General features: G+C 72.9%; 22 protein-coding genes and 1 riboswitch. Of the genes, 11 read left to right on the top strand and 11 right to left on the bottom strand.

Going from position 1 to position 24394, the window contains the following annotated elements:
* Positions 1-49 precede the first annotated feature (49 nt).
* The 4 genes from egtD to egtA form a co-directional block, all read right to left on the bottom strand.
* Positions 50-1021, bottom strand: a complete 972-nt coding sequence (egtD, locus tag LCD35_RS05085; RefSeq protein WP_224957408.1) for an L-histidine N(alpha)-methyltransferase — start codon at positions 1019-1021, stop codon at positions 50-52.
* The gene (gene egtC, locus LCD35_RS05080; protein WP_225043781.1) at positions 1018-1776 is read right to left on the bottom strand and encodes an ergothioneine biosynthesis protein EgtC; all 759 of its coding nucleotides are present in this window, start codon (positions 1774-1776) and stop codon (positions 1018-1020) included. Before egtC ends, egtD begins: the two co-directional genes overlap by 4 nt.
* Before the next feature lie 7 nt (positions 1777-1783).
* On the bottom strand, positions 1784-3082 hold the full coding sequence (gene egtB / locus LCD35_RS05075; protein WP_225043788.1) for an ergothioneine biosynthesis protein EgtB: 1299 nt from the start codon (positions 3080-3082) through the stop codon (positions 1784-1786).
* A 160-nt stretch (positions 3083-3242) separates the two neighbouring features.
* Positions 3243-4490: an ergothioneine biosynthesis glutamate--cysteine ligase EgtA gene (egtA, locus tag LCD35_RS05070; RefSeq protein WP_374108037.1), complete on the bottom strand. Its 1248-nt coding sequence runs from the start codon at positions 4488-4490 to the stop codon at positions 3243-3245.
* A gap of 256 nt (positions 4491-4746) precedes the next feature.
* On the opposite strand from egtA, the gene LCD35_RS05065 reads away from it, so the two are divergent.
* Together LCD35_RS05065 and LCD35_RS05060 are read left to right on the top strand one after the other, a co-directional pair.
* Complete coding sequence (locus tag LCD35_RS05065; protein ID WP_224966146.1) at positions 4747-5340, top strand: TetR/AcrR family transcriptional regulator; 594 nt, start codon at positions 4747-4749, stop codon at positions 5338-5340.
* Positions 5341-5440: 100 nt separating this feature from the next.
* Positions 5441-7618, top strand: a complete 2178-nt coding sequence (locus LCD35_RS05060) for an FUSC family protein (RefSeq protein ID WP_224957404.1) — start codon at positions 5441-5443, stop codon at positions 7616-7618.
* 46 nt (positions 7619-7664) lie between these two features.
* Here LCD35_RS05060 and LCD35_RS05055 read toward each other — a convergent pair whose 3' ends face one another.
* Complete coding sequence (locus LCD35_RS05055) at positions 7665-9143, bottom strand: peptide MFS transporter (protein WP_308011277.1); 1479 nt, start codon at positions 9141-9143, stop codon at positions 7665-7667.
* A 508-nt stretch (positions 9144-9651) separates the two neighbouring features.
* Between LCD35_RS05055 and LCD35_RS05050 the strand changes: the two genes are divergently transcribed.
* From LCD35_RS05050 to LCD35_RS05010, 9 genes are all read left to right on the top strand, one after another.
* Entirely contained in the window at positions 9652-10998 is a 1347-nt protein-coding gene (locus tag LCD35_RS05050; protein WP_224957403.1) for a hemolysin family protein, read from the top strand.
* A complete protein-coding gene (locus LCD35_RS05045; protein WP_224957401.1) occupies positions 10995-12038 on the top strand; it encodes a hemolysin family protein in 1044 nt (347 codons plus the stop codon). Before LCD35_RS05050 ends, LCD35_RS05045 begins: the two co-directional genes overlap by 4 nt.
* Positions 12039-12412: 374 nt before the next feature.
* Positions 12413-13252, top strand: coding sequence for a mycofactocin-coupled SDR family oxidoreductase (locus LCD35_RS05040; RefSeq protein WP_224957399.1), 840 nt, complete (start codon positions 12413-12415; stop codon positions 13250-13252).
* A complete protein-coding gene (locus tag LCD35_RS05035; RefSeq protein WP_225043779.1) occupies positions 13249-13671 on the top strand; it encodes a nuclear transport factor 2 family protein in 423 nt (140 codons plus the stop codon). The genes LCD35_RS05040 and LCD35_RS05035 overlap by 4 nt, the downstream gene beginning before the upstream one ends.
* Complete coding sequence (locus LCD35_RS05030; RefSeq protein ID WP_225043778.1) at positions 13668-15218, top strand: AMP-binding protein; 1551 nt, start codon at positions 13668-13670, stop codon at positions 15216-15218. Before LCD35_RS05035 ends, LCD35_RS05030 begins: the two co-directional genes overlap by 4 nt.
* Positions 15215-15664 (top strand): hypothetical protein, encoded by a 450-nt coding sequence (locus tag LCD35_RS05025; protein ID WP_224977920.1) that lies wholly within the window; start codon positions 15215-15217, stop codon positions 15662-15664. The genes LCD35_RS05030 and LCD35_RS05025 overlap by 4 nt, the downstream gene beginning before the upstream one ends.
* Positions 15665-15669: 5 nt before the next feature.
* The gene (locus LCD35_RS05020; protein WP_374108036.1) at positions 15670-16074 is read left to right on the top strand and encodes a MaoC family dehydratase; all 405 of its coding nucleotides are present in this window, start codon (positions 15670-15672) and stop codon (positions 16072-16074) included.
* A 5-nt stretch (positions 16075-16079) separates the two neighbouring features.
* On the top strand, positions 16080-16505 hold the full coding sequence (locus LCD35_RS05015; RefSeq protein WP_224957390.1) for a thioesterase family protein: 426 nt from the start codon (positions 16080-16082) through the stop codon (positions 16503-16505).
* Positions 16506-16522: 17 nt separating this feature from the next.
* Positions 16523-17398 carry a 3-methyladenine DNA glycosylase gene (locus LCD35_RS05010; protein WP_224957389.1) on the top strand — a complete coding sequence of 292 codons (876 nt, stop codon included), beginning with the start codon at positions 16523-16525 and terminating at the stop codon, positions 17396-17398.
* Between the two features lie 104 nt (positions 17399-17502).
* On the opposite strand, the gene LCD35_RS05005 is transcribed toward LCD35_RS05010, so the two are convergent.
* The 6 genes from LCD35_RS05005 to gcvH form a co-directional block, all read right to left on the bottom strand.
* Positions 17503-17787, bottom strand: coding sequence for a HesB/YadR/YfhF-family protein (locus tag LCD35_RS05005; protein WP_224957388.1), 285 nt, complete (start codon positions 17785-17787; stop codon positions 17503-17505).
* 84 nt (positions 17788-17871) lie between these two features.
* Positions 17872-20769: an aminomethyl-transferring glycine dehydrogenase gene (gcvP, locus tag LCD35_RS05000; RefSeq protein ID WP_224957387.1), complete on the bottom strand. Its 2898-nt coding sequence runs from the start codon at positions 20767-20769 to the stop codon at positions 17872-17874.
* Between the two features lie 164 nt (positions 20770-20933).
* Positions 20934-21036: riboswitch (glycine riboswitch) on the bottom strand.
* A gap of 352 nt (positions 21037-21388) precedes the next feature.
* Positions 21389-22009 (bottom strand): MerR family transcriptional regulator, encoded by a 621-nt coding sequence (locus LCD35_RS04995; RefSeq protein WP_255614343.1) that lies wholly within the window; start codon positions 22007-22009, stop codon positions 21389-21391.
* 306 nt (positions 22010-22315) lie between these two features.
* Complete coding sequence (locus LCD35_RS04990) at positions 22316-22792, bottom strand: bifunctional nuclease family protein (protein WP_224957385.1); 477 nt, start codon at positions 22790-22792, stop codon at positions 22316-22318.
* A gap of 525 nt (positions 22793-23317) precedes the next feature.
* Positions 23318-23776 carry a glycogen accumulation regulator GarA gene (gene garA, locus LCD35_RS04985; RefSeq protein WP_224977922.1) on the bottom strand — a complete coding sequence of 153 codons (459 nt, stop codon included), beginning with the start codon at positions 23774-23776 and terminating at the stop codon, positions 23318-23320.
* Between the two features lie 115 nt (positions 23777-23891).
* Entirely contained in the window at positions 23892-24275 is a 384-nt protein-coding gene (gcvH, locus tag LCD35_RS04980; protein WP_224977923.1) for a glycine cleavage system protein GcvH, read from the bottom strand.
* Between the last annotated feature and the right edge of the window lie 119 nt (positions 24276-24394).

The following is a 24394-nucleotide window of genomic DNA, read 5'->3' as shown; positions in this document are numbered from 1 at the left end:
CCGCGGCCGCGACCCGCGGTCGTGATCGCGGCCACGGTGCGGGCGGGGTTCAGACCGCGGTGGCCAGGGACAGCGCGAAGTCGCCCGCGTCGTCGAGCCACCAGCGGGTGAGCTCGAACCCGGCGTCGGCGAGTTCGCCCTCGACGCGGGTGCGGCGGAACTTCGCCGACACCTCGGTGCGGATCTCCTCGCCTGCGGCGAGCTCCACGGTCAGGCCTAGATCCTCGATCGGCACCCGCATCGCCCGGCTCGCCCGCAACCGCATCTCGATCCACTCCTGCTCGGCGTCCCACCGGGCCACGTGCGAGAACGCGTCCGGGTCGAACCCGGCGCGCAGCTCCCGGTTGAGCACCCGCAGCACGTTGCGGTCGAACTCGGCCGTCACGCCCTGGGCGTCGTCGTAGGCCCGCACCAGCCGGTCCGGGTCCTTCACCAGGTCGGTGCCCAGCAGCAACCACTCCCCCGGCCGCAGCGCGGCGCGCACCGCGGCGAGGAACCGGGCGCGCTCGGCGGGCGGGAAGTTGCCGATGGTGCCGCCGAGGAACGCCACCAGCCGCCCGCTGCCCGCGGGCACCGCGGCGAGCTCGGTGGTGAAGTCGCCGACGATGCCCCGCACCGGCAGCTCCGGGTAGTCCACGGCGATCGCGGTGATCGCCTGGCGCAGCGCGGACTCCGAGACGTCCAGCGGCACGAACCGCCGCAGCGTCGCGGTCTTGCGCAGCGCGTCCAGCAGCAGCCGGGTCTTCTCCGAGGAGCCGGAGCCGAGCTCGACGAGGGTGCCCGCCCCGGTGAGCTCGGCGACGTCCACGGCGTGCCTGCTGAGGATGCCGTGCTCGGCGCGGGTCTGGTAGTACTCCGGCAGCGCGGTGATCCGCTCGAACAGCTCGCTGCCCGCCGCGTCGTAGAGCCACTTCGGCGGCAGCCACTTCGGCCGGTCGGTCAGACCGGCGCGGACGTCGGCGCGCAGTTCGCGGGCCGCGTCCTGCTCGGTGAAGTGCACGACCAGTTCGGGTTCGGTCACGGCGTTTCCCCCTCGTCGAGTAGTGGTGCGACGTGCACGGATCCGGGCCGGGCGACGACCAGGTGCCGGCCCGGGACCGGCTCCCACCGCGCGTCGTCGCCGAACGGTTCGGAGGACAGCAGCACCGAGTCGGCGGTGCGGCGCACCGACAGCGCGTGGCCCCAGGTGCTGGCGACCAGCGCGGAACCGTCGGTGAGCAGCAGGTTCAGCCGCGATTCGGGCCGGGTGCGCACCACCTGCCCGACCACGGCGCGCACCGCCCGCGCCGGGTCCTCGCCGCGGTGCAGCCGGTGCCGCAGTAGCGCCCACAGCACCGCGGAGTCCGTCGGCGCCTCCAAGGTCATCAGGTCCACGACGTCCAGGTCGGCCGCGGCCTTCGCCAGCGACTCGGGCCAGCCCGCGACGACGCCGTTGTGGCTGAACAGCCACCGCCCGTCGGTGAACGGGGCGCACGCCGCCTCGCTCACCGGCATGCCGACCGTGGCCGAGCGCACCGCCGCCAGCACCGCGCCGGAGCGCTGCCTGCGGGCGAGCTCGGCGAACGAGCGGTCCGTCCACATCGGAACGGCGCGCCGGTGCCGGGCGGGTTCGCCGCCGTCCTCGTACCAGCCGGCGCCGAACCCGTCGACGTTGACGGTCCCGCCGCCGCGCATGTCCCGCGGCGCCCACGTCTGCTGCAGCAGCGAGTGCGGCGGGTCCAGCAGCAGTTCCGCCAGCGGCAGCGGTGGCCCGAGGTATCCCAGGTGCCTGCACATGCCGCGCTCAGCCGAACTCGCCCGGGCGCGGGGTGCGCGCGCAGCGGAAACCGCTGAAGATCTGCCGCCGGATCGGCAGGTCCCAGTTGCGGAAGGTGCCGCGGCAGGCCGCCGCGTCGGTGCCGAACGAGCCGCCGCGCAGCACCTTGTGCCCCGGCCCGAAGAACACCTCGGAGTACTCCCGGTACGGGAAGGCGCCGAAACCCGGGTACGGCAGAAAGTCCGAGGAGGTCCACTCCCACACGTCCCCGATGAGCTGGCGCGCGCCGCACGGCGCGGCACCGAGCGGGTAGGCGCCCGCCGCCGCGGGCCGCAGGTGCCGCTGCCCGAGGTTCGCGTGCTCGGGCCCCGGGTCCCCGTCGCCCCACGGGTAGCGCAGCGAGCGGCCGGTGCGCGAGTCGTGGCGGGCGGCCTTCTCCCACTCCTGCTCGGTGGGCAGCCGCTTGCCGGCCCACCGCGCGTAGGCCTCGGCCTCGTGGAAGCTGACGTGCAGCACCGGTTCGTCCGGCGGCAGCGGTTCCACGTGCCCGAAGCGGCGGCGCAGCCAGCCGTCGCCGTCGCGGCGCCAGAACCGGGGCGCGGTGAGCTCCGCGTGCTGCCGGTACGCCCAGCCCTCCTCGCTCCACCAGCGGGGCTGGTCGTAGCCGCCGCCCTCGACGAAGCGGCGGTAGGCGGCGTTGGTGACCGGGGTGGTGTCGATGAGGAAATCCGGCACGTGCACCGGGTGGGCGGGGCGCTCGTTGTCCAGCGCCCACGGTTCGGTGGAGGTGCCCATCGTGAACGGCCCGCCCGGCACCAGGACCTCCGCCGGGAGCGCCTCCGCCCTGGCCGCGGGCGGGTCGTCGGCGGTGAGCACCGGCGGGCCCTTCCGCAGCTGGTGGGTGGCCAGCATCGTCTCGTCGTGCTGCTGCTCGTGCTGCACGATCATGCCGAAGGCGAACGCCTGCTCCACCAGCCGCCTGCCCTCCAGCGGGGTGCGGTCGAGCAGGTCGAGCACCTTGGTGCGCACCTCCCCCACGTAGGAGCGGGCCTCGGCCGGGCCCAGCAGCGGCAGCTGCGGCCGGTCGCGGCGCGGGTGCTGGAACGCGTCGTAGAGGTCGTCGATGTCGGGGCGGATCGCCTCGGCCCCGCCGACGTCGCGCACCAGCCACAGCTCCTCCTGGCTGCCGATGTGCGCGAGGTCCCAGACCAGCGGCGACATCAGCGGCGAGTGCTGCCGGGTCAGGTCGTCGTCGTCGACGCTGCCGGTGAGCACCTCGCTGCGCTCGCGGGTGCGGACGAGTTCTTCGGCCACGCGCGAGCGCAGCCCTTCGACGCCGAGTTCGGCGAGGTCACCGCGGCCGGGCCGCGGGGCGTCCTGGGATTCGGTACCTGCCTGGGACCTGGTGGTCACCGGGTCACCTCCATGATCGCGGGAACGGGCGCGCCGGGCCGCCGCCGCGGCGCGCGGGACGACTGCGCGCCGATCAGCGGGCTTCGGTGAGCCGCCGGGGCACCACGTCGGCGAGCGGCTCCACCAGTTCCGGGGTCTCGTCCAGCCGGTCGAGCTCGCGGCAGGCCAGCTCCAGCACGGCCGCCGCGGTCCGGGCCAGCGCCGGGTCGGCGAGGCCGTGCCGAGCGGCGTCGACCCAGCGGCCGCCGGCGGGGACGGCGAGTTCCAGCACCCGGTCCACGGTGGACTCGTCGGCGAACAGGGCGACGAGCGCGGCGGTGGGCAGCATCCAGTCGTCGCCGTGCTGCGCGTCCAGGTAGCGGACCTCGAAGTACCCGCGCGGGCGCACCGGGGGGAACAGGGTGCTCAGGTGGTAGTCGAGGTCGTCGAAGGTCGGTGGCCACGGCAGCGCGCCGCAGATCCACTCGGCGAAGGTCACCCCGCCGGGCGCCCGCCAGTCGGTGCCGTCCCGGCGCAGGCACAGCAGCGCGGTGTCCAGCACCCGGCGCGCCCAGTCCGCGGCAGGGTCGGCCGTCGCCGGTCCGGGCCGCATCCGCGGGATGTCGGTACGCAGCAGCGAGCGGGTGCGCACCGACGCCCAGCCGGTGGGGTCGCCGAACAGCTGCGGGGAGTTCGCGAACGCGGCGATGAACACCGGCCCGAGCGCGTGCAGCGCCGCCCAGCGCGCCGCGATCCGGTGCGGTTCACCGGCGTCCAGGCACACCTGCACCCCGGCGGTGCTGCACATCATGAGGCGGCCGCCGATGCCGATGCGGTCGAACGCGCACTCCATCGCCGCGTAGCGCGGGACGTCGAGCAGCCGGTGCGGGATGCGCCACGGGTCGGTGCCGCGCTCGCCGAGCAGCAGTCCGCCGTCGGCGAGCCGGCTCCGGACGTGCGCGGCGTCGGCGGCGGTGGAGTCGAGCAGGGTGCGCAGCGAAGGGGACGGCAGGCTGGAGACCTCGACCTGGCCACCGGGTTCGACGGTGAGCGCGGAGCCGTTCGGCAGCGGGCGCTGCGGGCTGTCCGGGACCAGGGAGCGCGGGGCGTGCGGGCCGAGCGCGGCGATCAGCGCCTCGGCATCGAGCGGTCGTCGCGGGTCGGCCGCGTGGTGGACGGTCCATTCGAGTTCGACGCCGAGCAGCCGGGGAGGGCCGTGCTTGAAGCAGACCGAGGCCACGTAGGCCTCCGCCTCGGCGCGGGTGCGGATGCGGGAGCTGGGGACCTCGGCGGGCGGGTGCGCCGCCGTGGGGGAATCGATCGAAGCGGTCATGCGGATCATCACCACCTGGATGGGGCACCGGCGTCACCGGGGCCCGTCGCGGGGCCGCCGGGACCGTCCGGGCGCGGTGCCTGCCCGACCGGAGCCGGCGGGAACGCCCGGAATCGGGCGAAGTGCGCGGGCGGGTCGAATTCGGTGCGCAGGTGTGCGGAAAAGTCCAGTGCCTCTGCGCGATAATTCCCCAACAGGTGGACGGTTGCCAACAATACGTACGTACGGATTGCATGCGGCGCGACGGAGCTGGGACGATCAACCCATGCCCAGGGTCAGTCAGGATCACCTCCAGGCCAGGCGCCGCCAGATCCTCGACGGTGCCCGCAGCTGCTTCGCCCGCAACGGCTACGAAGGCGCCACCGTCCGCAGGCTCGAAGAGGCCACCGGGCTGTCCCGCGGCGCGATCTTCCACCACTTCAAGGACAAGGAATCCCTGTTCCTGGCGCTCGCCGAGGACGACGCCGCCCGGATGGCCGACGTGGTCGCCGAGCAGGGCCTGGTGCAGGTGATGCGCGACCTGCTCGCCGACCGCACCCCCGGCGGCGGCAGCGAACCGGAGGCCGAGTGGCTGGGCACCCGGCTGGAGGTGTCCCGGCGGCTGCGCACCGACGCCGAGTTCCGGGCCCGCTGGGCGCAGCGCTCCGAACAGCTCACCGCCGCCACCAAGGCCCGCCTGCAGTGGCAGCGCGACGGTGGGAACCTGCGCGACGACGTGGACGTGGACGTGCTCACCGCCTACCTCGAACTGGTCCTCGAAGGACTCGTCTCGCACCTGGCGATGGGACTGCCCGCCGACGACCTGGGCCCCGTGCTCGACGTCGTCGAGGAGAGCGTGCGCCGCCACCGCGGCGCCTGACCGCTCCCCCGCCGGCCCGGCGCGCCCCGCCCGTCCGGGGGACGCGCGGCGTAGGGTCGCGGCGGCGGCCGCGGCGAGCGGCGGGAAGGAGCGAGCGCACGTGGTCAGCGAGTGGTGGAACCGCTTCCTCGCGTCCGACCCGGCGCTGCGCCGGCTGCGCAACGCCACCCGCGTCACGCTGGCCACGGCCTGCGCGATCGGCGCCGCGATGGGCGTGCTGGTGCTGCTGCACCGCCCGGTGACCAGCGGAATGGTCGCCGCGGTGGTGGCGATCAACTCGATCACCGCGGTGAACGACCCCACCGACCGGGAGCGCCGCCGCACCACGCTGCTGATGCCGGTGCCCGCCGCGCTCTCGCTGACCCTGGCCACCGCCACGGCGAGCGCGCCGGTACTGCACGTGGCGCTGTTCCTCCCCGTGGTATTCGCGGCGACCTACATCCGGCGGTTCGGCCCGCGGTACTTCGCGTTCGGGATGGTCGCGTTCATGGGGTACTTCTTCGCGATGTTCCTGCGCCCGCAGCTGCCGCAGCTGCCGGACCTGCTGTGGGCCGCGGTGTGCGGGGCGGGCAGCGCGTTCCTCCTGCGGTTCGTGGTGCTGCGCGACGACCCGCGCGGCGTGCTGGAGCGGGGGCGGCGCACGCTGCGCGCCCAGGTGCAGGGCCTGCTGCACGAGGTGCGCGCGCTGGCCCAGCAGCCGGAGGCCGAGCGGCACCGCAAGCGGCTGCGGCACCGCTCGGTGCGGCTCAACGAGACCGCCCGGATGCTGGAGGGCACCGTCGCCGAGCTCGACGGGCTGGACGAGGCGGGCCGGGAACTGCTGCGGCGACGCATCCTCAGCGTCGAGCTGACCGCGGAGAACCTGCTGAACCCGCTGATGCGGGTGCTCGACCACCCCAGCGGCGGGACGGCGGTGCCGCAGGCGGTGGCCGGCCTGCTGGCCGTGGTGCGCAGCGACGCCTCCGAGGTGCGGGCGGCAGCGCGTTCGCTCGCCGACCGCATCGAACGCGACGGGGTGCGCGCCGCCGGGCAGCCGGACGACGGCGCGTCCCGGCCGCGGCGGCGGGACGGTTCAGTGGAGCTGGCGATGGCGATCCGCAGGCTCGGCGCCGCGCTCGCCGAGCTCACCACCGCGTACGGAGACCTCGGCCGCGTCGGGCCGCGCACCGACGACACCGATGACGAGGGCACCGGGCAGCGCTCCGGCGACGAGCGCGAACCCGACGAGGACCGGACCGACCGCGAGGAGACCGGGCTGCGCCGTCCCGAGCTGCGCGCCGCCGTGCAGGTCACCTGCGCCGCGGCGATGGCGATCGTGCTCGGCCAGCTGGTCTCGCCGAACCGCTGGTACTGGGCGGTGATCACGGCGTTCGTGGTGTTCATCAGCGCCAACAGCCGCGGCGAACTGCTGGTGCGCGCCTGGCAGCGCACCGCGGGCACGATGCTCGGGGTGGTGGCCGGGGTGCTGGTCGCCTCCCGCATCACCGGTGACGCCACGGCGGAGCTGCTGATGATCCTGTGCTGCGTGTTCGCCGCGTTCTACCTGGCGGGGGTGTCCTACGCCGGGATGACGTTCTTCATCACCACGATGCTCGGGGCGCTCTACGGCGTGCTGGGCACGTTCGACGTGAACGTGCTGGGCGTGCGCCTGGCCGAGACCGCGATCGGTGCGAGCGCGGGCGTGCTGGCGGCGACCGTGGTGCTGCCCACCCGCACCCGGCGGCTGCTGCGGGACAACACCGAGGACTTCCTGCTGCGGCTGCGGGACCTGCTGCGCTCCACCGGCACCGCGGTCGGCGCGGGCGACTGCGGCGACGGCCTGCGCGAAGCTGTCCGGGAGGTCGACGACGCGCTGCACAGCGCGCTCTCCAGCGCCCGGCCGCTGGTGGCCTACCGGATGCCGTCGCGGCGCAGCGCGCTGGACCGGTCCCTCACGGTGCTCACCGGCTGCGCCTACGCCACCCGCAACCTGGCGGCGGTGCTGCCGCCGACCGTGGACATGCTCGACGAGGACACCCGGGACCGGCTGGCCGAGCTGCTGTGGGCGATGGCCGAGACGGCGGCGTCGATGACCGCGGAGGCCACCCAGGGCCTCCGGGAGGCCCGCGAGTCCGCGCAGTCCTGGGCCGACGACCTGCGCGACCTGGCCGAGTCGCTGCCGCAGGACCCGACGTCGCTGCACCGCACGCTCGCCACCCTGGACCGGCTGCGGGGGCTGCTGGACGACCTCGCCGAGGAGACCGGGCTCGGCAGCACCCCGGAACGGGCCCCGGCATGACGCGGCGGGCGACCCGAACCGGACCGCCCGCCGCCGAGGAACTCGATCACGGAACCCCGTGCATCAACTTCTTGATCTTCGGCGCGCCCAGCGCGAGCAGCCCGCCGCAGGCGATGGTCGCCAACCCGATCACGCCGAAGTACAGCGTCTGGTTCGCCGGGTCGTAGAGCTTCACCACCTGCGCACCGATGCCCTGCCCGAGCGCCGGGGCCAGGAAGTACAGGCCCATCGTCTGCGAGGAGAACACCGGCGGCGCCAGCTTCGTGGTCACCGACAGGCCCACCGGCGAGATCATCAGCTCACCGATGGTGAGGATGACGAACACCAGCGCCACCACCAGCGCCAGCTGCTTGCCACTGGAGTCGGTGATGAACCCGGACACCACGACCCACAGGAAGCCCAGCCCGACGAACACCAGACCGCCGACGAACTTGATCGGCGTGCTCGGCTGCCGGTCGCCCAACTTCAGCCACAGCGCGGCGAACACCGGTGCCAGGACGATGATCGCCAGCGAGTTGATCGACTGGAACCAGCTGACCGGGAACTCCCAGCCGAACACCTCGTGGGTGGTCTGCATGTCGGTGACGATCACCAGGGTGCTGGCCTGCTGCTCGAAGAGCATGAAGAACAGCGCGGTCGCCAGGAACAGCGGGATGTAGGCGACGAGCCGCTCCCGCTCCACCTTGTTGATCTGCTTGCTGCTGAGCATCACCGCGAAGTAGGCGATCGGCAGCACGGCCGAGATCACCGTGACCACGTTGACCAGGCCGGCGAGGCCGATGACCCCGGTGCCGACCAGCGCCACCAGCCCGATCACGAACACCGCGGCGATACCGCCGGCCCGGCCCAGCACGGCGCCCTTGTGCTCGGCGGGCAGCGGGTTGCCGGGCACCTCGCTGACGCTGGAGAGGTTGCGCCTGCCCAGCACGTACTGCACCAGGCCCAGCGCCATGCCGACCGCGGCGGCGCCGAAGCCCCAGTGGAAGCCGATCTCGGACTGGAGGAACCCGGCGATCAGCGGCCCGGCGAACCCGCCGAGGTTGATCCCCATGTAGAAGATCGAGAAACCGGCGTCGCGGCGCTTGTCCTGCTGCGCGTAGAGGTCGCCGACCATCTTCGAGACGTTCGGCTTGAGCAAGCCGGTACCGGCGATGATCAGCACGATGCCGATGCCGGTGGTGGCCAGCCCGCCGGGCACCGCCATCGCGATGTGCCCGAACATGATCAGGACGCCGCCCCAGAACACGGCGCGGCGAGCACCGAAGATCCGGTCGGCGATCCAGCCACCCGCGACACCGGTCAGGTACACCGAGGCGCCGTAGGCGGAGACGAGCGAGGTGGCGGTGGTCTCCGGGAGCCCGAGACCACCGTCCTGCACGGCCGTGTACAGGTAGAGCGCGAGGATCCCGCGCATCCCGTAGTAGGAGAACCGCTCCCACATCTCGGTGAAGAACAGCGTGGACAGTGCCCGTGGCTGGCCGAAGAAGCCCTGCTGCGGCGCGTCCGCAACCGTGGGGGTACTCACGATCACGACCTCTCTGGTGCTGGATGCGGCGGGTGGCCGCGTGCGGAACTGCGCAGAGGTTACGCCTTGCCCAAATGGTGTGAACCGCAACCTGGAAATACGGTGAAAATCGGTGGGGTGATCATCCGCAGCGGCGTACGCAGCGCTGTTCCGCGAGCACTCGGCGCGGTCGCGCTACCGCCGATCGGACGCAACCCACCGCATCCACCGCTCCCCGCGGCCCTTCCCGCCGCGTCCCTCCGACAGGTCGCGGCGGCGGACGCGGCGGCGTGACCGCGGGTGGCGGCGCCGTCGCACCGCCCGGCTCCGCCACCCCTCCGCGCGTCGCCGGAGTCACGATGCGCGGTTCCGGTGCTCCGATCGGGATATACTCGGGTCGCTTATTTCCGATTTCCTCCCGAGGAGTGACACGTTCGGTGCCCACGGCACAGTCCCCTGAAGAAAGTACCGAGCCGGGACGTGGTCCCGGCTTTCCGCTCACTACCGGCCTGCGGCGAGGTGATCGCTGATGGCCATCGTGCTCTCCGTCCTCGGACTCCTGTTCGTCGCCGTGCTCACCTTGGGCACCGCGCTCGCCGTGGCCGCGGAATTCTCCCTGACCTCGCTGGAACGCAGCACCGTCGACGCCCACGTCAGCCAGGTCGGCGACCGCCGGGCGAAAGCGGTGCAGCGCGCGCACCGCACCCTCTCGTTCCAGCTCTCCGGCGCGCAGGTCGCCATCACCCTGACCACCCTGATCACGGGTTACGTGGCCGAACCGCTGATCGGTGAGCTGCTGCGCCCGGCGTTCCTGGCCGTCGGCCTGCCGAACGCGGTGGCGGCACCGATCTCGCTGGTGGTGGCGATCCTGCTGGCCACCACGCTGTCGATGGTGTTCGGCGAGATGGTGCCGAAGAACCTGGCCATCGCGCGCCCGCTGCCGACCGCCCGCGCCGTCTCCGGCTACCACTCCCGCTTCTCGCAGGTGTTCCGCTGGTTGATCGACAGCATGAACAACAGCGCGAACTGGGCGGTGCGCCGCTTCGGCATCGAGCCGCAGGAGGAGCTGCGTTCGGCGCGCTCCCCCGACGAGCTCGGCTCGATCGTCCGCTCCAGCGCCGAGCACGGCACGCTCGACGAGTCCACCGCGGTCCTGATGGACCGCTCGCTGCGCTTCGGCGACCGCTCCGCGGACGAGCTGATGACGCCGCGGGTGAAGGTCGAGTCGCTGTCCTCGGACGCGTCGGTGCTGGACCTGCTGACGCTGGCCCGGCGCACCGGGTTCTCCCGGTTCCCGGTGCACGACCACGACCTGGACGGCGTGCAGGGCGTCGTGCACGTGAAGCAGGCGTTCGGCGTGCCCGCCGACCAGCGCGACAGCACCCGGGTCGGGTCGCTGGCCCGCCCGGTGCCGACGGTGCCGGAGACGCTGGACGGCGATTCGCTGCTGAACCGGCTGCGCGGTTCCGGGCTGCAGCTGGCCCTGGTCGTCGACGAGTACGGCGGCACCGCGGGCCTGGTGAGCTTGGAGGACGTGGTCGAGGAGATCATCGGTGACGTCCGCGACGAGCACGACCGGCGGGAGACCGCCGCGGTGCGCCCGCTGACCGAAGGCACCTGGATCGTCTCCGGGCTGCTGCGCGCCGACGAGATCGAGGAGGCCACCGGCTTCGAGATGCCCGAGGGCGAGTACGAGACCGTCGCCGGTCTGGTGCTGGCGCGGCTGGGCCGCATCCCGGCCTACGGCGACCAGGTCGAGGTGGGCCCGTGGCGGCTCACCGTCGCGAGCATGGACCGCCACCGCATCGCCGAGCTGCGCCTGACCCGGGCGCACCGCCCGGCCGACTCCACCGGCACCTCTGGGGGGACCCGATGAGCGACACCGTGGCGATCCTGCTCGGCGTCCTGCTGCTGCTGCTCAACGCGTTCTTCGTGGGCGCGGAGTTCTCGCTGCTGTCCTCCCGCCGGGACCGGCTGGAGGCGCTGCTGGACCAGGGCGTGAGCCGGGCCCGCACCGTGATCAAGGCGAGCCAGGAGGGTTCGCTGATGCTCACCAGCGCCCAGCTGGGCATCACGCTGTGCTCGCTGGGCCTCGGCCGGCTCGGCGAACCGGCCGTGGCGCACCGGCTGGAGCTGCTCATCCAGCCGTTCTCGGTGCCCGCGCCCGTGGTGCACGCGCTGGGCTTCACGATCGCGCTGGCGATCGTGGTGGTGCTGCACGTGCTGATCGGCGAGATGGTGCCGAAGAACCTGGCGCTGGCGGACCCGGAGCGGCTCGCGCTGTGGCTGGTGCCCGCGCTGGTGGCGTTCGTGAAGCTGGCGCGGCCGCTGATCGCGCTGTTCAACATGATGGCGAACGGCGTGCTCAAGGCGCTGAAGGTGGAGCCGAAGGACGAGCTGGACACGGCGTACACGTCCTCCGAGCTGGCCGAGCTGCTGGTGGAGTCGCGGCGGGAGGGCTTGCTGGAGCAGTCCGAGCACCGCAGGCTCGCGCAGACGCTGTCCTCGGTGGAGCACACCGTCGCCGACGTGCTGGTACCGCTGGACCAGGTGACCAGCCTGCCCGGTGCGCCGACGCTGGGCGACGTGGAGCACGCGGTCTCCAGCACCGGGTTCTCCCGCTTCCCGGTGCGCGCGGACTCCGGCGAGCTGCTCGGCTACCTGCACGTGAAGGACGTGCTGGACCAGGCCGGCGGCGAACCGTCCACCCCGATCGCGTCCACCCGCATCCGCAGGTTGCCGTCGGTTCCGGTGACGGCCCGGCTGGACCAGGCGCTGACCTCGCTGCGGCGGGCGCGCAGCCACCTGGCGGTCGCGGTCGATTCGGACGGCGCCTCGCACGGCGTGGTCGCGTTGGAGGACCTGGTGGAGGAGTACGTGGGCACCGTCCGGGACGGCACGCACGTCACCGCCTGACCGGCGCGGAGCTCGATCGACGCGGGTCGTCCCCTCGGGGGCGGCCCGCGTCGCCGTCTTCGCGCCCGGTCTCCCGCCGAACGGGTGACGAGCGCGGCGGTGCTGTCCTGCGCCGAACGCGTGAATTCGCGACTCCCGGGCACGCGCGGTGATGCCCGCAACACCGTGCGCGATCGCCGCAACTGCGCAGCGAACGGCCCCGGCGACCGGTCCGGCGCGGGCCGCGGGGGCTGTTCAGGAGCGGTTTCTGGTGCCTTGACAGCAAGATCGGCACGGCCATACTCCGCTACGGAGCCGGGGCTCCGGACCGAGGCCGCGGGCTCCCGGCAGCACGCGCACCGCGCGCCGCGGGGCGCGCGAAGAAGGGCGGACGGATGGCCGATCGGATGGCCGGCAAGGTCGCGTTCATCACCGGGGCGGCGCGGGGGCAGGGACGTTCTCACGCGCTGCGGCTGGCCGCCGAGGGCGCCGACGTCATCGCCGTCGACCGGTGCGCCGAGATCGACTCGGTCGCGCCGGTCTACTCGATGCCCACCGAGCACGACCTGGCCGAGACCGCCCGCCGCGTCGAGGAGCTGGGCAGGCGCGCGGTGGCCCGGATCGCCGACGTGCGCGACTTCGACGGGCTGCAGGCCGCGTTCGACTCGGGCGTGGCCGAGCTCGGCAGGGTCGACGTCGTCATCGCCAACGCGGGCATCGTCTCCTTCGGCCGCAGCTGGGAGCTGACCGCCGAGCAGTGGCAGGACATGATCGACGTGAACCTCACCGGGGTCTTCCACACTGCGAAGGCCGCGATCCCGACGATGATCGAGCAGGGCGACGGCGGCTGCCTGCTGCTCATCTCCTCGGTCGCCGGGTTGAAGGGCCGCGGCGGGCTGGCGCACTATTCGGCCGCCAAGCAGGGCGTGGTCGGGTTGATGCAGAGCCTCGCCGGTGAGCTCGGCGAGCACGGCATCCGGGTCAACACGATCCACCCGACGAACGTGAGCACGCCGATGATCCAGCACCCGACCTTCTACGGGATGTTCAGCCCGCCCGGCGCGGAACCGACGCTGGAGAACGCGGAACCGGCGATGCGGGCGATGCACGTGCTGCCGACGCCGTGGGTGCGCGAGTCCGACGTCAGCGACGCGGTCGCGTTCCTCGCGGGCGACGAGGCGCGGTTCGTGACCGGCGCGGCGTTCCCCGTCGACGCCGGGGTCGGCGTCCGGTGAGCGCGGCGGTCCGCTCCGCCGTCGAGGACGTGCTGGCGCGGTACGCGCTCGGCTACGACGAGGGCGATCTGGAGCTGCTCGCGGACTGCTTCACCGCCGACGCCGAGCTGTCGGTGCACGTGGCGGACGGCGCGGTGACGGGCCCGGTCCGCGGCCGCGACGCCATCGTCGAGCTGGTCCGGGGGACGGCGCGTTCGCAGCGGGACCGGCGCAGGCACGTGCTGAGCAACCTGGTGCTGGAGCACGCCGGTGACCGGGCACGGGCGCGCAACTACCTGACCCTGTTCGTGGTGGCGGACGGCGCGCTGCGCGCGGTCACCACCGGCCGCTACCTCGCCGAGCTGCGCGGAGCGCCGGACGGAGCCGGGGGCTGGCGGATCAGCAACCTGCGGGTCGAGCTGGACCTGCCGTTCTCGTGACGCTCAACCAGGGCCTCATCCCGGCGAAGTGGGCGGCGCTGGCGCCGCGCGCGCTCGCCGTGCACGACGTGCCGACCGGACGGCGGGTGCGCTGGGCTGAGCTGGACGAGCGGGTGCGGCGGCTCGCCAACGGACTGCTCGGGCTCGGATTGCGCCGCGGCGACCGGGTGGCGGCGCTGTCCCGGAACCGGGTGGAGCTGCTGGAGCTGTACTTCGCCTGCGGCCGGGCCGGGCTGGTGCTGCAACCGCTGAACTGGCGGCTCGACACCGCGGAGCTGGCCCGGCTGCTGCGGGACGCGACGCCGCGGGCGCTGATCACCGCCGCCGAGTGGTCCGCGCAGGCCGCGGAGCTGCGGCGGACCTGCGACCTGGCGCACTGGCTGGAGTTCGGCGGTGACGGCGGCTACGAGGAGCTGCTGGCCGTCGCCTCCGCCGCCGAACCGCCCGGTAGCGAGCACGTCGGCGACCACGACCCGTTCTTCATCCTCCACACCGGCGGCACCACCGGCCGCAGCAAGGGCGCGCTGCACACCCACCGCAGCGCCGAGGCGGGCGGCGTGCACCAGACCGTCGCCGAGCGGATCGTGCCGGGCGACGTGTACCTGCTGACCGGGCAGATGTTCCACATCCCGATCGTGCTGGCGATGAACTACCTGCGGCACGGCTGTCCGCTGGTGCTGGTGGACTTCGCGGCCGAGCAGGCGTTGCGGGTCATCGAGCAGGAGCGGGTCTCGGCGTTCCTCGGCATCACCACGATGCTGAACTGGATGCTCGCGGTGCCGGGGTTCGACCGCTACGACCTGCGCAGCCTGCGCAACATCCAGTACGGCGGCGGGCCGATGCCCACCTCGGTGGTGCGGGCCGCGCTGGAGTCGTTCCCGTGCTCGCTGATCCAGGGCTACGGGCAGACCGAGGGCCCGGGCATGGCGTTCCTGTCCCAGGAGGACCACGCGGCAGCGATCGCCGGGCACCACCCGCACCGGTTGCGCTCCTGCGGGCGGGAGGACTTCGGGGCCCGGCTGCGGGTGCTGGACGACTCGGGTGCCGAGGTGCCGCGGGACGGCCGCACGCCGGGCCAGATCGTGGTGCGCTCGGAGGCGAACATGGCCCGCTACTGGAACCGGCCCGAGCTGACCGCGCGCACGCTGCGCGACGGGTGGTTGTGGACCGGGGATGTGGCGACCTGGGACGAGGACCGTTACGTCTACGTGGTCGACCGCGCCAAGGACATGATCATCTCGGGCGGGGAGAACATCTACAGCGTCGCCGTCGAAGAGGCCGTCGCGGCCCACCCCGCGGTGCTGGAGTGCGCGGTCATCGGCGTGCCCGATCCGGAGTGGGGCGAGAACGTGAAGGCCGTCGTGGTGCTCAAACCCGGCACCACCGCCACCGAAGCCGAGATCATCGCCACCGCCCGGCAGCGGCTGCCGTCCTACCAGAAGCCGAAGTCGGTGGACTTCGTCGCGAGCCTGCCCAAGGCCCCGACCGGGAAAGTGATCAAGCGCGAGCTGCGCGCCCCCTACTGGGCGGATCAGGAGCGGACATGACCTCAGCCGTACCCGACGAGGCGGCGCTGGCCGAGCTCGTCGGCACCGAGTTCCCCGGCGGGGAGTTCACCGTGGAGCCGTGGTGGGTGCGGCTGGTCAACGACTGCGCGCTCGCCGATCCGGACGACGGGGCCGGCAGCCCGGTGTTCGCGTTCCTCGCCGCGACCTCGGCGATGGGGGTGAGCTGGGAGCGGTTCTGGGGCTGGTTCGGCGCCCGCGAGTCGGACGGCCCGATGGCCGGGGAGGTGCACACCGTGCTGCACCGCCCGCTGCGGGTCGGCGCCACCTACGCGGTGCGGGGCCGGATCGAGTCGGCACGGCGCAAGCGCGGCGCTCGCACCGGCGTGTTCGACCTGGTCGAGTACCGGCTGGACCTGCACGAACCGGACGGGTCAGCGGCCGCGTCCTGCACCAGCTCGATCCTGTTCCCGCGGCGGCCCCGATGAGCGGCGTGCGGCCAGGGGACGTGCTGCCCGACCACCAGGTCGGCCCGGTCAGCGCGGAGAAGATGAAGACGATGGCCGCCCTGATGCGGGACGCGAACCCGATCCACTTCGACCCGGCCGCGGTGCGCGCCCTCGGGCTCGGCGATCGGGTGGTGAACCAGGGGCCGCTGAACCAGGCGTACGTGGTGTCGATGCTGGCGCGCTGGGCGGGCGGGGCGCACCGGATCCGGGAGCTGCGGTTGCGCCACCTCGGCGCGGTGTTCGCCGGGGACCGGTTGCGCGCGCACGGCACGGTGACCGGCGTGTCCGAACAGGACGGTGTCCTGGTGGCGTGCTGCGCGGTCGGACTCGACGTGCTCGGCGGCGATCCGGTGCTCTCCGGCACCGCGTCCGTCCACATCGGAGGGTGATGGCGGTGGACCAGGTGCAGCGCTTCCGGCTGTCCTACGGGGACTGCGACGCGCTCGGCATCGCGTACTTCGCGATCTACTACCCGTGGATGGAGCGGGCCTACAGCAGCTGGCTGCACGCCCGCGGGCTGCGCTCGGCGGAGCTGGCCGCGCAGCTGGGCACCGGGACGGTCGGGGTGCGCTCGGCGGCCACCTACCTGGCGCCGGTGCGGGTGTTCGACGAACTGGCCTGCGAGGTGGTGCAGGACCGGGTCGGCACCACCTCCTACTCGCTGGGCTTCGAGTTCACCCGGGACGACGAGCTCGTCGTCCACGGCCGGATGACCTTCGCCTGCCACGACCCGGAAGGCGCCAAGGCACCGGTCCCGCCGCGGCTGCGGGAGCTGATCGCGCAGCTGCGCCCCGGCCGGACCGGCCCCGACGAGGGCTGACCTATCCTGGCGGCACTATGCGAGTGCTGGGCGAACAGGAATGGCGGGACCGCGCGAACGCGCACCGGGAGCGGGTGGAGCGCTGGACCGGACCGCACCGGCGCAGGCAGCGCGCCGGGGAGAAGCACCCGGTGATGGACTTCCTGTTCACCTACTACTCGCACCGCCCGTCGCTGCTGGAGCGCTGGCAGCCCGGTTTCGGCGTCGCGCTCGAAGGCGGCGCCGAGTTCCTGGAGCGCCGCGGCTACCGGCGCGTCCCCGAGGGCGTGGCGCTGGACCCGGCGGTGCTCACCGCGAAGCGCCGCGAGTCGGTGCGCTTCGTGCACGGGCTGCTCACCGCGGTGCGCTCCCGCAGCCCGCAGCTGGGCTGCTTCGGGCTGCACGAGTGGGCGATGGTCTACCGCACCTCCCCCGGCGACGTGCGCCACGAGTCCTGGCCGCTGCGGCTCGGGCACGCGGGCACCGACGCGGTCGTCGAGTCGATGCCCATCAAGTGCACCCACCACGACGCCTTCCGGTTCTTCACCCCGCCCGCGCGGCCGTTGAACGCGCTGCAACCGGCCCGCGAGGACCAGGTCGCCCTGGAACAGCCGGGATGCCTCCACGGCAACATGGACCTGTTCAAGTGGGCCTACAAACTGGATCCGCTGGTGCCCGCCGAACTCGTCGCCGACTGCTTCGAACTGGCGGTGGACATCCGCGAGCTGGACATGCGCGCCAGCCCCTACGACCTCGCCGCCCTCGGCTACCCGCCGGTCGCGGTGGAGACGCCCGAGGGCCGCGCCGCCTACGTGCGCGCGCAGCGCGAGTTCGCCGAGCGGGCCGCGCCGCTGCGGGACCGGCTGGTGGAACACTGCGAACGGCTGCTGGCCGTTTCGCAGCCGGTGGGCTGAGCCCGGAACGCGGCAGCGCCGACCAGGCCGGGGAAGGTCGCTCCCCCGCTCCCGGCCGGCGCTGTCGTCGGCTCGGTGACCCGCGCGCGGCGGGTCGCTGCGGCTCAGTCCCGGACGGCCAGGTTCAGCTCGCCGTTGTCGTCGCGCTCGGCGTCGAGCACCTTGTCGCCCAGCAGCGACGCCGCCTGCGGTTCGAGGAAGACCCGGGCACCGGATTCCTCCAACACCTGGTCGTCTCCCTGCGGCTCGCTGGCGATCGACGCCTGCAACTCGGCCTGCCCGGCCTCGTCCGCGACCGGGGCGATGCGCAGCCCCGATCCTTCGGGCGAGTCACCGCCGGCCAACACGACCTTGATGACCTCGGCTGCGCTCTCGCTGATCGTGAGCATTGCTGCACTCCTCTCGGAGGCGATCGGATGGAGTCGCCCACCGTAGTGCATCGGCGGCGGCTCCCGCTCACCCCCGCGCCGCGGTCAGCCCTCGTAGGCCGAAAGCGGAGGGCACGAGCACACCAGGTTCCGGTCCCCGCGTGCCCCGTCGATCCGGCGCACCGCGGGCCACACCTTCGGCGCCCCGGTGCCCATCGGGTAAGCCGCCTCCGCCCGGCTGTAGGGGTGCTCCCACGGCCCGGCCAGCGAGGCCGCCGTGTGCGGAGCGTGCACGAGCGGGTTGTCGTCGGCCGGCCAGTGGCCGCCGGCGACCTTGTCGATCTCGCCCTTGATGGCGATCATCGCGTCGCAGAACCGGTCCAGCTCGGCGAGGTTCTCGCTCTCGGTCGGCTCCACCATCAGCGTGCCCGCCACCGGGAACGACATCGTCGGCGCGTGCAGCCCGTAGTCGGCGAGCCGTTTGGCCACGTCGTCCACGGTGACGCCGGAGGCCTTGGTGAGCGGCCGCAGGTCCAGGATGCACTCGTGGGCGACGAACCCGCCGGAGCCGGTGTAGAGCACCGGGAAGTGCTCGTCGAGCCGCCGCGCCACGTAGTTCGCCGCGGCGACGGCCGTCAGCGTCGCCCGCCGCAGCCCGTCGGAGCCCATCATCCGCACGTAGGCCCAGGAGATCGGCAGGATCGAGGCGCTGCCCCACGGCGCGGCGCTGATCGGCCCGACCCCGGTCTCCGGCCCCGCGGCGGGCTGCAGCGGGTGGTTCGGCAGGAACGGCGCCAGGTGCTCGCGCACCCCGATCGGGCCGACGCCGGGACCGCCACCGCCGTGCGGGATGCAGAACGTCTTGTGCAGGTTCAGGTGCGAGACGTCGGAGCCGAACTCGCCCATCCGCGCCAGGCCGATGAGCGCGTTCAAGTTCGCGCCGTCCACGTAGACCTGGCCGCCCGCCTCGTGCACCAGCCCGCACACCTGTTCCACGGTGTCCTCGTACACGCCGTGCGTGGACGGATAGGTGATCATGATGGCGGCGAGGTCGTCGCGGTGCTGGTCGACGACTTCGCGCAGGTGGTCGAGCTCGATGTTGCCCTGGTCGTCGCAGCGCACCACGACCACGCGCAGCCCGGCCATCACGGCGCTGGCCGCGTTGGTGCCGTGCGCGCTCGCCGGGATCAGGCACACGTCCCGCGCCGCCGCACCACGGCTGTGGTGGTAGGCGCGGATGGCCAGCAGCCCGGCGAACTCGCCCTGGCTGCCCGCGTTCGGCTGCAGGCTCACCGAGTGGTACCCGGTGATCTCGGCCAGCCAGCGCTCCAGGTCGTGCACGATCTCCAGCAGGCCGGTGGCGTCCTGGGCGGGCGCGAACGGGTGAAGCTCGGCGAACTCCGGCCAGGTGATCGGCTCCATCTCCGCGGTCGCGTTGAGCTTCATCGTGCAGGAGCCCAGCGGGATCATGCTGCGGTCCAGCGCCACGTCCGAATCGGACAGGCTGCGCAGGTAGCGCAGCAGCGAGGTCTCCGAGCGGTGCGCGTGGAACACCGGGTGCGTCATGTACTCGGAGGTGCGCAGCAGCGCGGTCGGCAGCGCGTCGTCGGTCTCGGCGTCCAGCTCGTCGATGCCGGCCAGCGAACCCCCGGCGATGCCGAACGCCTCCGCGACCCGCACCAGCGCTTCCCGGGTGGTGGTCTCGTCGCAGCTGACGCCGACGTGGTCGTCGTCGATGTGGCGCAGGTTGATGCCGCCGTCCCGCGCGGCGCGGACCACCTCGGCGGCCCGGCCGGGGACCTCGGCGACGAGGGTGTCGAAGAACTCGGCGTGCACGATGCGCACCCCGCCGCGGCGCAGCCGCTCGGCCAGCACCGCCGCCATCCGGTGCGCCCGCTTCGCGATGGCCCGCAGCCCGGCGGGACCGTGGTACACGCCGTACATGCCCGCCACCACGGCGAGCAGCACCTGGGCGGTGCAGATGTTGCTGGTGGCCTTCTCCCGGCGGATGTGCTGCTCGCGGGTCTGCAGCGCCAGCCGGTAGGCCTGGTTCCCGTCCGCGTCGACGCTCACCCCGACCAGCCGGCCGGGCAGCTGCCGCTCGATGCCCTTGCGCACCGCCATGTAACCGGCGTGCGGGCCGCCGAAGCCCATCGGGACGCCGAAGCGCTGCGTCGTGCCCACCACCACGTCCGCGCCCAGCTCACCGGGAGCGCGCAGCACCGTCAGCGCGAGCAGGTCGGCGCTGACCACCACCATGCCGCCGCGCTCGTGCACCTCGTCGATGACCGCCTGGTGGTCGCGGACCGCTCCGGACGCACCCGGGTAGGCCAGCAGCGCCCCGAAGAACTCGCCGTCCGGCAGCGCCGACGCGCCCGCGGACAGGTCCGCCACCACGACCTCGATGCCCAGCGGTTCCGCCCGCGTGCGCAGCACCGCGAGGGTCTGCGGCAGCACGTCGGCGTCCACCACGAACCGCGGCGACTTGGCCCGGCCCGCGCGGCGCACCAGCGTCATGCCCTCGGCCGCCGCGGTGGCCTCGTCGAGCATCGACGAGTTCGCGACCGGCACGCCGGTCAGGTCGGCCACCATGGTCTGGAAGTTCAGCAGCGCTTCGAGCCTGCCCTGCGAGATCTCCGGCTGGTACGGCGTGTACGCCGTGTACCAGGCGGGGCTCTCCAGCACGTTGCGCCGGATCACCGGCGGCGTGATCGTCGGGTAGTAGCCCAGGCCGATCATCTCGGTGTGCGGGCTGTTCAGCCTGGCCAGGTCGCGCAGCTGCTGGAGCGCCTCGGCTTCGGTGGCCGGTTCCGGCAACGCCAGCTGCAGGTCCCGCTCGCGGATGCCGTCGGGCACCGCCGACTGCCCCAGCTCCTCCAGCGAGCCGACGCCGATCACGTCGAGCATCCGGGCCAGCTCAGCGGGCAGCGGCCCGACATGGCGGTCGGCGAACGGAGTGCCGTGTTCCAGGGCGGCCAGCGGGATACGGTCTTCGGTCGTCATCGCCACACCTCATTCATCGCGACGGACAGGGCGGCAGCACGTGTGCTGCTCTCCCCCTCTGTCACTGTCCGCGACGCGAACGCCTGAGAGCTTCACCCGGTCCGTGGACCGGACTTGCACCGTCGGCGGGGAACCACGTCGGTGGTCCCGCTTTCCAGAGGTATCTCGCCCGTGCGGTCCAGCAGGCCTGAGAGGTTGTCGGGGAGGGTTTGCTCCTTCGGCGCCGCCGCTGACCAGGTCAACGGCGAACTCTCCCGCGCGGGGTCGGCGATGCACAGCAGCTTACCCGATCCGGTGACGGCCGAACGGTGCGATCTTCATCCCGCCCGATCATCCCAGCGGCACGGGGCGTGACATCGACGGGCGGTGACCCGACGGCCGCGGGCGCCAGGACGGCCTGGCCGGATCCGCCGACAGCCCGCGCACGGCGAGCGGGACCGGATAGACCGATCGGCGCCTGCGCCCGACGGGCGGGACCAGAACAGGCCGAACGGTGGCCCGCGCACGGCGAGAGCGGCCGATCGGGTCGATAGGTGGCCCGCGCACCTGCTGGCGGCAAGACCGCCGGACCCGCGCCGGACGGCACGGCGGCCACGGCGGGCCTAGCGCGCCTCGGCGATCAGCCGATGCGGCGGTCCCGGCGCCGCGACAGCTCGTCGGCGACCGGCTCGTCCGGCTCGGCACCGTCGGCGCGCTCGGCGGGGAACTCGTGGATGGTGCCGGTGATCTCGCGCATCGCACCGCTGACCGCGATGCCGAACACGCCCTGGCCACCCTGCAGCAGGTCCACGACCTCCTCGGCGGAGGTGCACTCGTAGACCGTCGTGCCGTCGCTGAACAGCGTGATGCGGGCCAGGTCCTCCACCCCGCGGTGGCGCAGGTGCTCGACCGCGACCCGGATGTTGTGCAACGAGACCCCGGTGTCCAGCAGCCGCTTGACGACCTTGAGCACCAGGATGTCCTTGAACGAGTACAGCCGCTGCGACCCGGAACCGGCGGCGCCGCGGATCGACGGCCCGACCAGCTTGGTGCGCGCCCAGTAGTCCAGCTGCCGGTAGGTGATCCCGGCGATCTGGCACGCCGCGGGACCGCGGTAGCCGACGAGCTCGTCCGGCAGCGCGGTCTCCGGGAACGGCTTCGACCCCTCCGCGGCGGCATCCTCGCCAGGTGCTCGCTCCACCACGCCTGCCTCCCTCCGCCCGGCCGAAGCCGGCGAACCACCGAACCCGGCTCGTCGCATGATCATCACCCGAGCGCGAGGACGATCATGGAACCGGGGGTTTGACCTTCCCCGACCTGGAAAATCACATCGGGGCGATTCGCGCACTCCGAAGGTAAGCCCGCCCGGTGGGCGGGTCAACGCGACGCGCGGGGACGCCCGCCCACCCCGGGTGTGACGCACGCCCCGCCTTCGCGCACGCACCGCACCCGAAGCCGCACCCGCGCGGGCCCCGGCATGCGAAAGGGACTCCCGGTGCGAGCTGCACCAGGAGCCCCCTCACGACGACGCGGGCGGCGGGGCGGGTCGTGCGCCCGCCCGCCGCGATCAGGTGTCCGCGCCGCGGAAGTCCTCCGGCGAGACCGAGTCCAGGAACTCCCGGAACTTCTCGACCTCGTCCTCCTGCTCGTCCGGGATGATCAACCCGGCTTCGTCCAGCACCGATTCGTCGGCGTGGATCGGCACCCCGATCCGCAACGCCAGCGCCACCGAGTCGCTCGGCCGCGCCGAGACCCGCACGTCCCCGTCGAAGATGAGCTCGGCGAAGAACGTGCCCTCCTGCAGGTCGGTGATCCGCACCTGCTCCAAGTCCCGCCCGAGGGCGCCGATGACGTCCTTGAGCAGGTCGTGGGTGAGGGGTCTGGCGGGTCGCACGCCCTGCTGCTCCAGCGCGATCGCGGTGGCCTCCACCGATCCGATCCAGATCGGCAGGTACCGCTCGCCCTCGGTCTCGCGCAGCAGCAGGATCGGCTGGTTGGCTGGTAGTTCCACTCGCACGCCGACGACGCGCATTTCGCTGCTCATCGACACATCGCCTCCTCCAGCGCGCCGAAGCGTGACATCCTTGGTCGAGGATCGCGCACCGACGCCTCTGACGCTACCCGCGATACGGCGGACACGCCGACCTCCGGCCGTCGTCCCCGCCCGGATTTTCCGCTCGGTGGACGGCTTTTCCGGCTCGTTCCCGGCCTCGCACCGACGGTGTCGCCGGTACCGGGCCTTTCCGTTGTCCGCCCCGGGCCGGGGCGGTCGTTGACGCCGTTGCGCACCGGTTCCGCGGCACCCGCAGGTGCTCACCGGACGCGATTCCCGCGACGTTTCCGCCGCGGACCGCCCCGGATCCGGGCGCCCGGCACCCGGGAGGGCGCCGACCGCTCGCGACGCGAACGATGTCCCCCGTCACGATACACCGCAGCACATCCCGCAGAACCCGTTCCGGAGTGCGGGAACCACCGGCTCGAAGATCGCTCGCAACGATCACCGCCGAGAACGATCGGGGCGGCGCCGGATGGCGTCGCCCCGATGCGCTCTGTCCGCGGAACGTCCGGCTCAGCGGCCCTGATCGTCGATGGGACCGGTCAGGAACACCAACCGGAACTTCCCGATCTGCACCTCGTCGCCGTTGGCCAGCACCGAGGTGTCCACCGGTTCCCGGTTGACGTAGGTGCCGTTGAGGCTGCCGACGTCGACGACGACGAAGTCGTTGCCCTCTCGCCGGAACTCGGCGTGCCGACGGGACACCGTCACGTCGTCGAGGAAGATGTCGCTGTCCGGGTGGCGTCCGGCGCTGGTGGTCTCCCTGTCGAGCAGGAACCGCGACCCGGCGTTCGGGCCGCGCTTGACCACCAGCAAGGCAGCCCCGGCGGGCAGCGCATCGACCCCGGAGGCCGCTGGCTCCGGGGTCGCACTCTCGGTGCTCTCCGGCTCCGAGAGGAACGGCCTGAAGACCGAGGTGGTCTCCGGTGACTGCTCCGGCGGAACGCCGCCGGGCCCGTCGTTCTGGCTCACCTGAGCTCTCCTCTGCGCGGATGGGTCGTGCAAGTGCGTTCAAACGTACCGTGCCGTCGCAGGCCGCAGACGCGGGACTCCCACCTCACGCCGTTCGCGAACCCGAGATCAACGATCATCCCTGGTCGATGATGCCTTGGTAGTCGCTCTCGCTGAGCAGTCCGTCGATCGCGGCCGGGTCCGAGAGCTTGATCTCGATCATCCAGCCGTCGCCGAACGGGTCGGAGTTGACCAGCTCCGGCTCCTGGTCGAGCTTGTCGTTGCGGGCGACGATCTCCCCCGCCAGCGGGGCGTAGATGTCGGAGACGCTCTTGGTCGACTCCACCTCGCCGATGCCGCCACCGGCCTCGACGGTCTCGCCCACCTCGGGCAGCTGCACGAACACCACGTCGCCGAGCTGCTGCTGGGCGTAGTCGGTGATCCCGATGCGCGCGGTGTCGTCGCCGGTGCGCCGCACCCACTCGTGCTCCTGGGTGTACTTGATCCCGTCCGGGGCCACTGGGGTCCCGCCTTCCTCGTCGTGCCGTGGGCGGGGCGAGGTGCCGCCGCACCCGCGCGATGATCGCCACGGGCCAGGCGAGCCTAGGTCGGGGCCGCTCCCGGCCGCAAGGCGGCCGA

It is taken from the genome of Saccharopolyspora sp. 6V (genome assembly GCF_020176785.1).
Taxonomy (GTDB): Bacteria; Actinomycetota; Actinomycetes; order Mycobacteriales; family Pseudonocardiaceae; genus Saccharopolyspora_C; species Saccharopolyspora_C gregorii.
The sequence above is the reverse complement of the archived record's forward strand: the minus strand, read 5'-3'. Positions and strand labels throughout refer to the sequence as shown.

Excerpts from the sequence above, each read along its gene's own strand:
- LCD35_RS05040 (WP_224957399.1), top strand. The coding sequence starts at position 12,413 with ATGGCCGATCGGATGGCCGGCAAGGTCGCGTTCATCACCGGGGCGGCG.
- egtA (WP_374108037.1), bottom strand. The coding sequence starts at position 4,490 with ATGATCCGCATGACCGCTTCGATCGATTCCCCCACGGCGGCGCACCCG.
- LCD35_RS05045 (WP_224957401.1), top strand. The coding sequence starts at position 10,995 with ATGAGCGACACCGTGGCGATCCTGCTCGGCGTCCTGCTGCTGCTGCTC.
- LCD35_RS05050 (WP_224957403.1), top strand. The coding sequence starts at position 9,652 with ATGGCCATCGTGCTCTCCGTCCTCGGACTCCTGTTCGTCGCCGTGCTC.
- LCD35_RS04990 (WP_224957385.1), bottom strand. The coding sequence starts at position 22,792 with ATGAGCAGCGAAATGCGCGTCGTCGGCGTGCGAGTGGAACTACCAGCC.
- LCD35_RS05005 (WP_224957388.1), bottom strand. The coding sequence starts at position 17,787 with ATGCTCACGATCAGCGAGAGCGCAGCCGAGGTCATCAAGGTCGTGTTG.
- LCD35_RS05025 (WP_224977920.1), top strand. The coding sequence starts at position 15,215 with ATGACCTCAGCCGTACCCGACGAGGCGGCGCTGGCCGAGCTCGTCGGC.
- LCD35_RS05010 (WP_224957389.1), top strand. The coding sequence starts at position 16,523 with ATGCGAGTGCTGGGCGAACAGGAATGGCGGGACCGCGCGAACGCGCAC.
- LCD35_RS05065 (WP_224966146.1), top strand. The coding sequence starts at position 4,747 with ATGCCCAGGGTCAGTCAGGATCACCTCCAGGCCAGGCGCCGCCAGATC.
- gcvP (WP_224957387.1), bottom strand. The coding sequence starts at position 20,769 with ATGACGACCGAAGACCGTATCCCGCTGGCCGCCCTGGAACACGGCACT.
- egtC (WP_225043781.1), bottom strand. The coding sequence starts at position 1,776 with ATGTGCAGGCACCTGGGATACCTCGGGCCACCGCTGCCGCTGGCGGAA.
- LCD35_RS04995 (WP_255614343.1), bottom strand. The coding sequence starts at position 22,009 with ATGCGACGAGCCGGGTTCGGTGGTTCGCCGGCTTCGGCCGGGCGGAGG.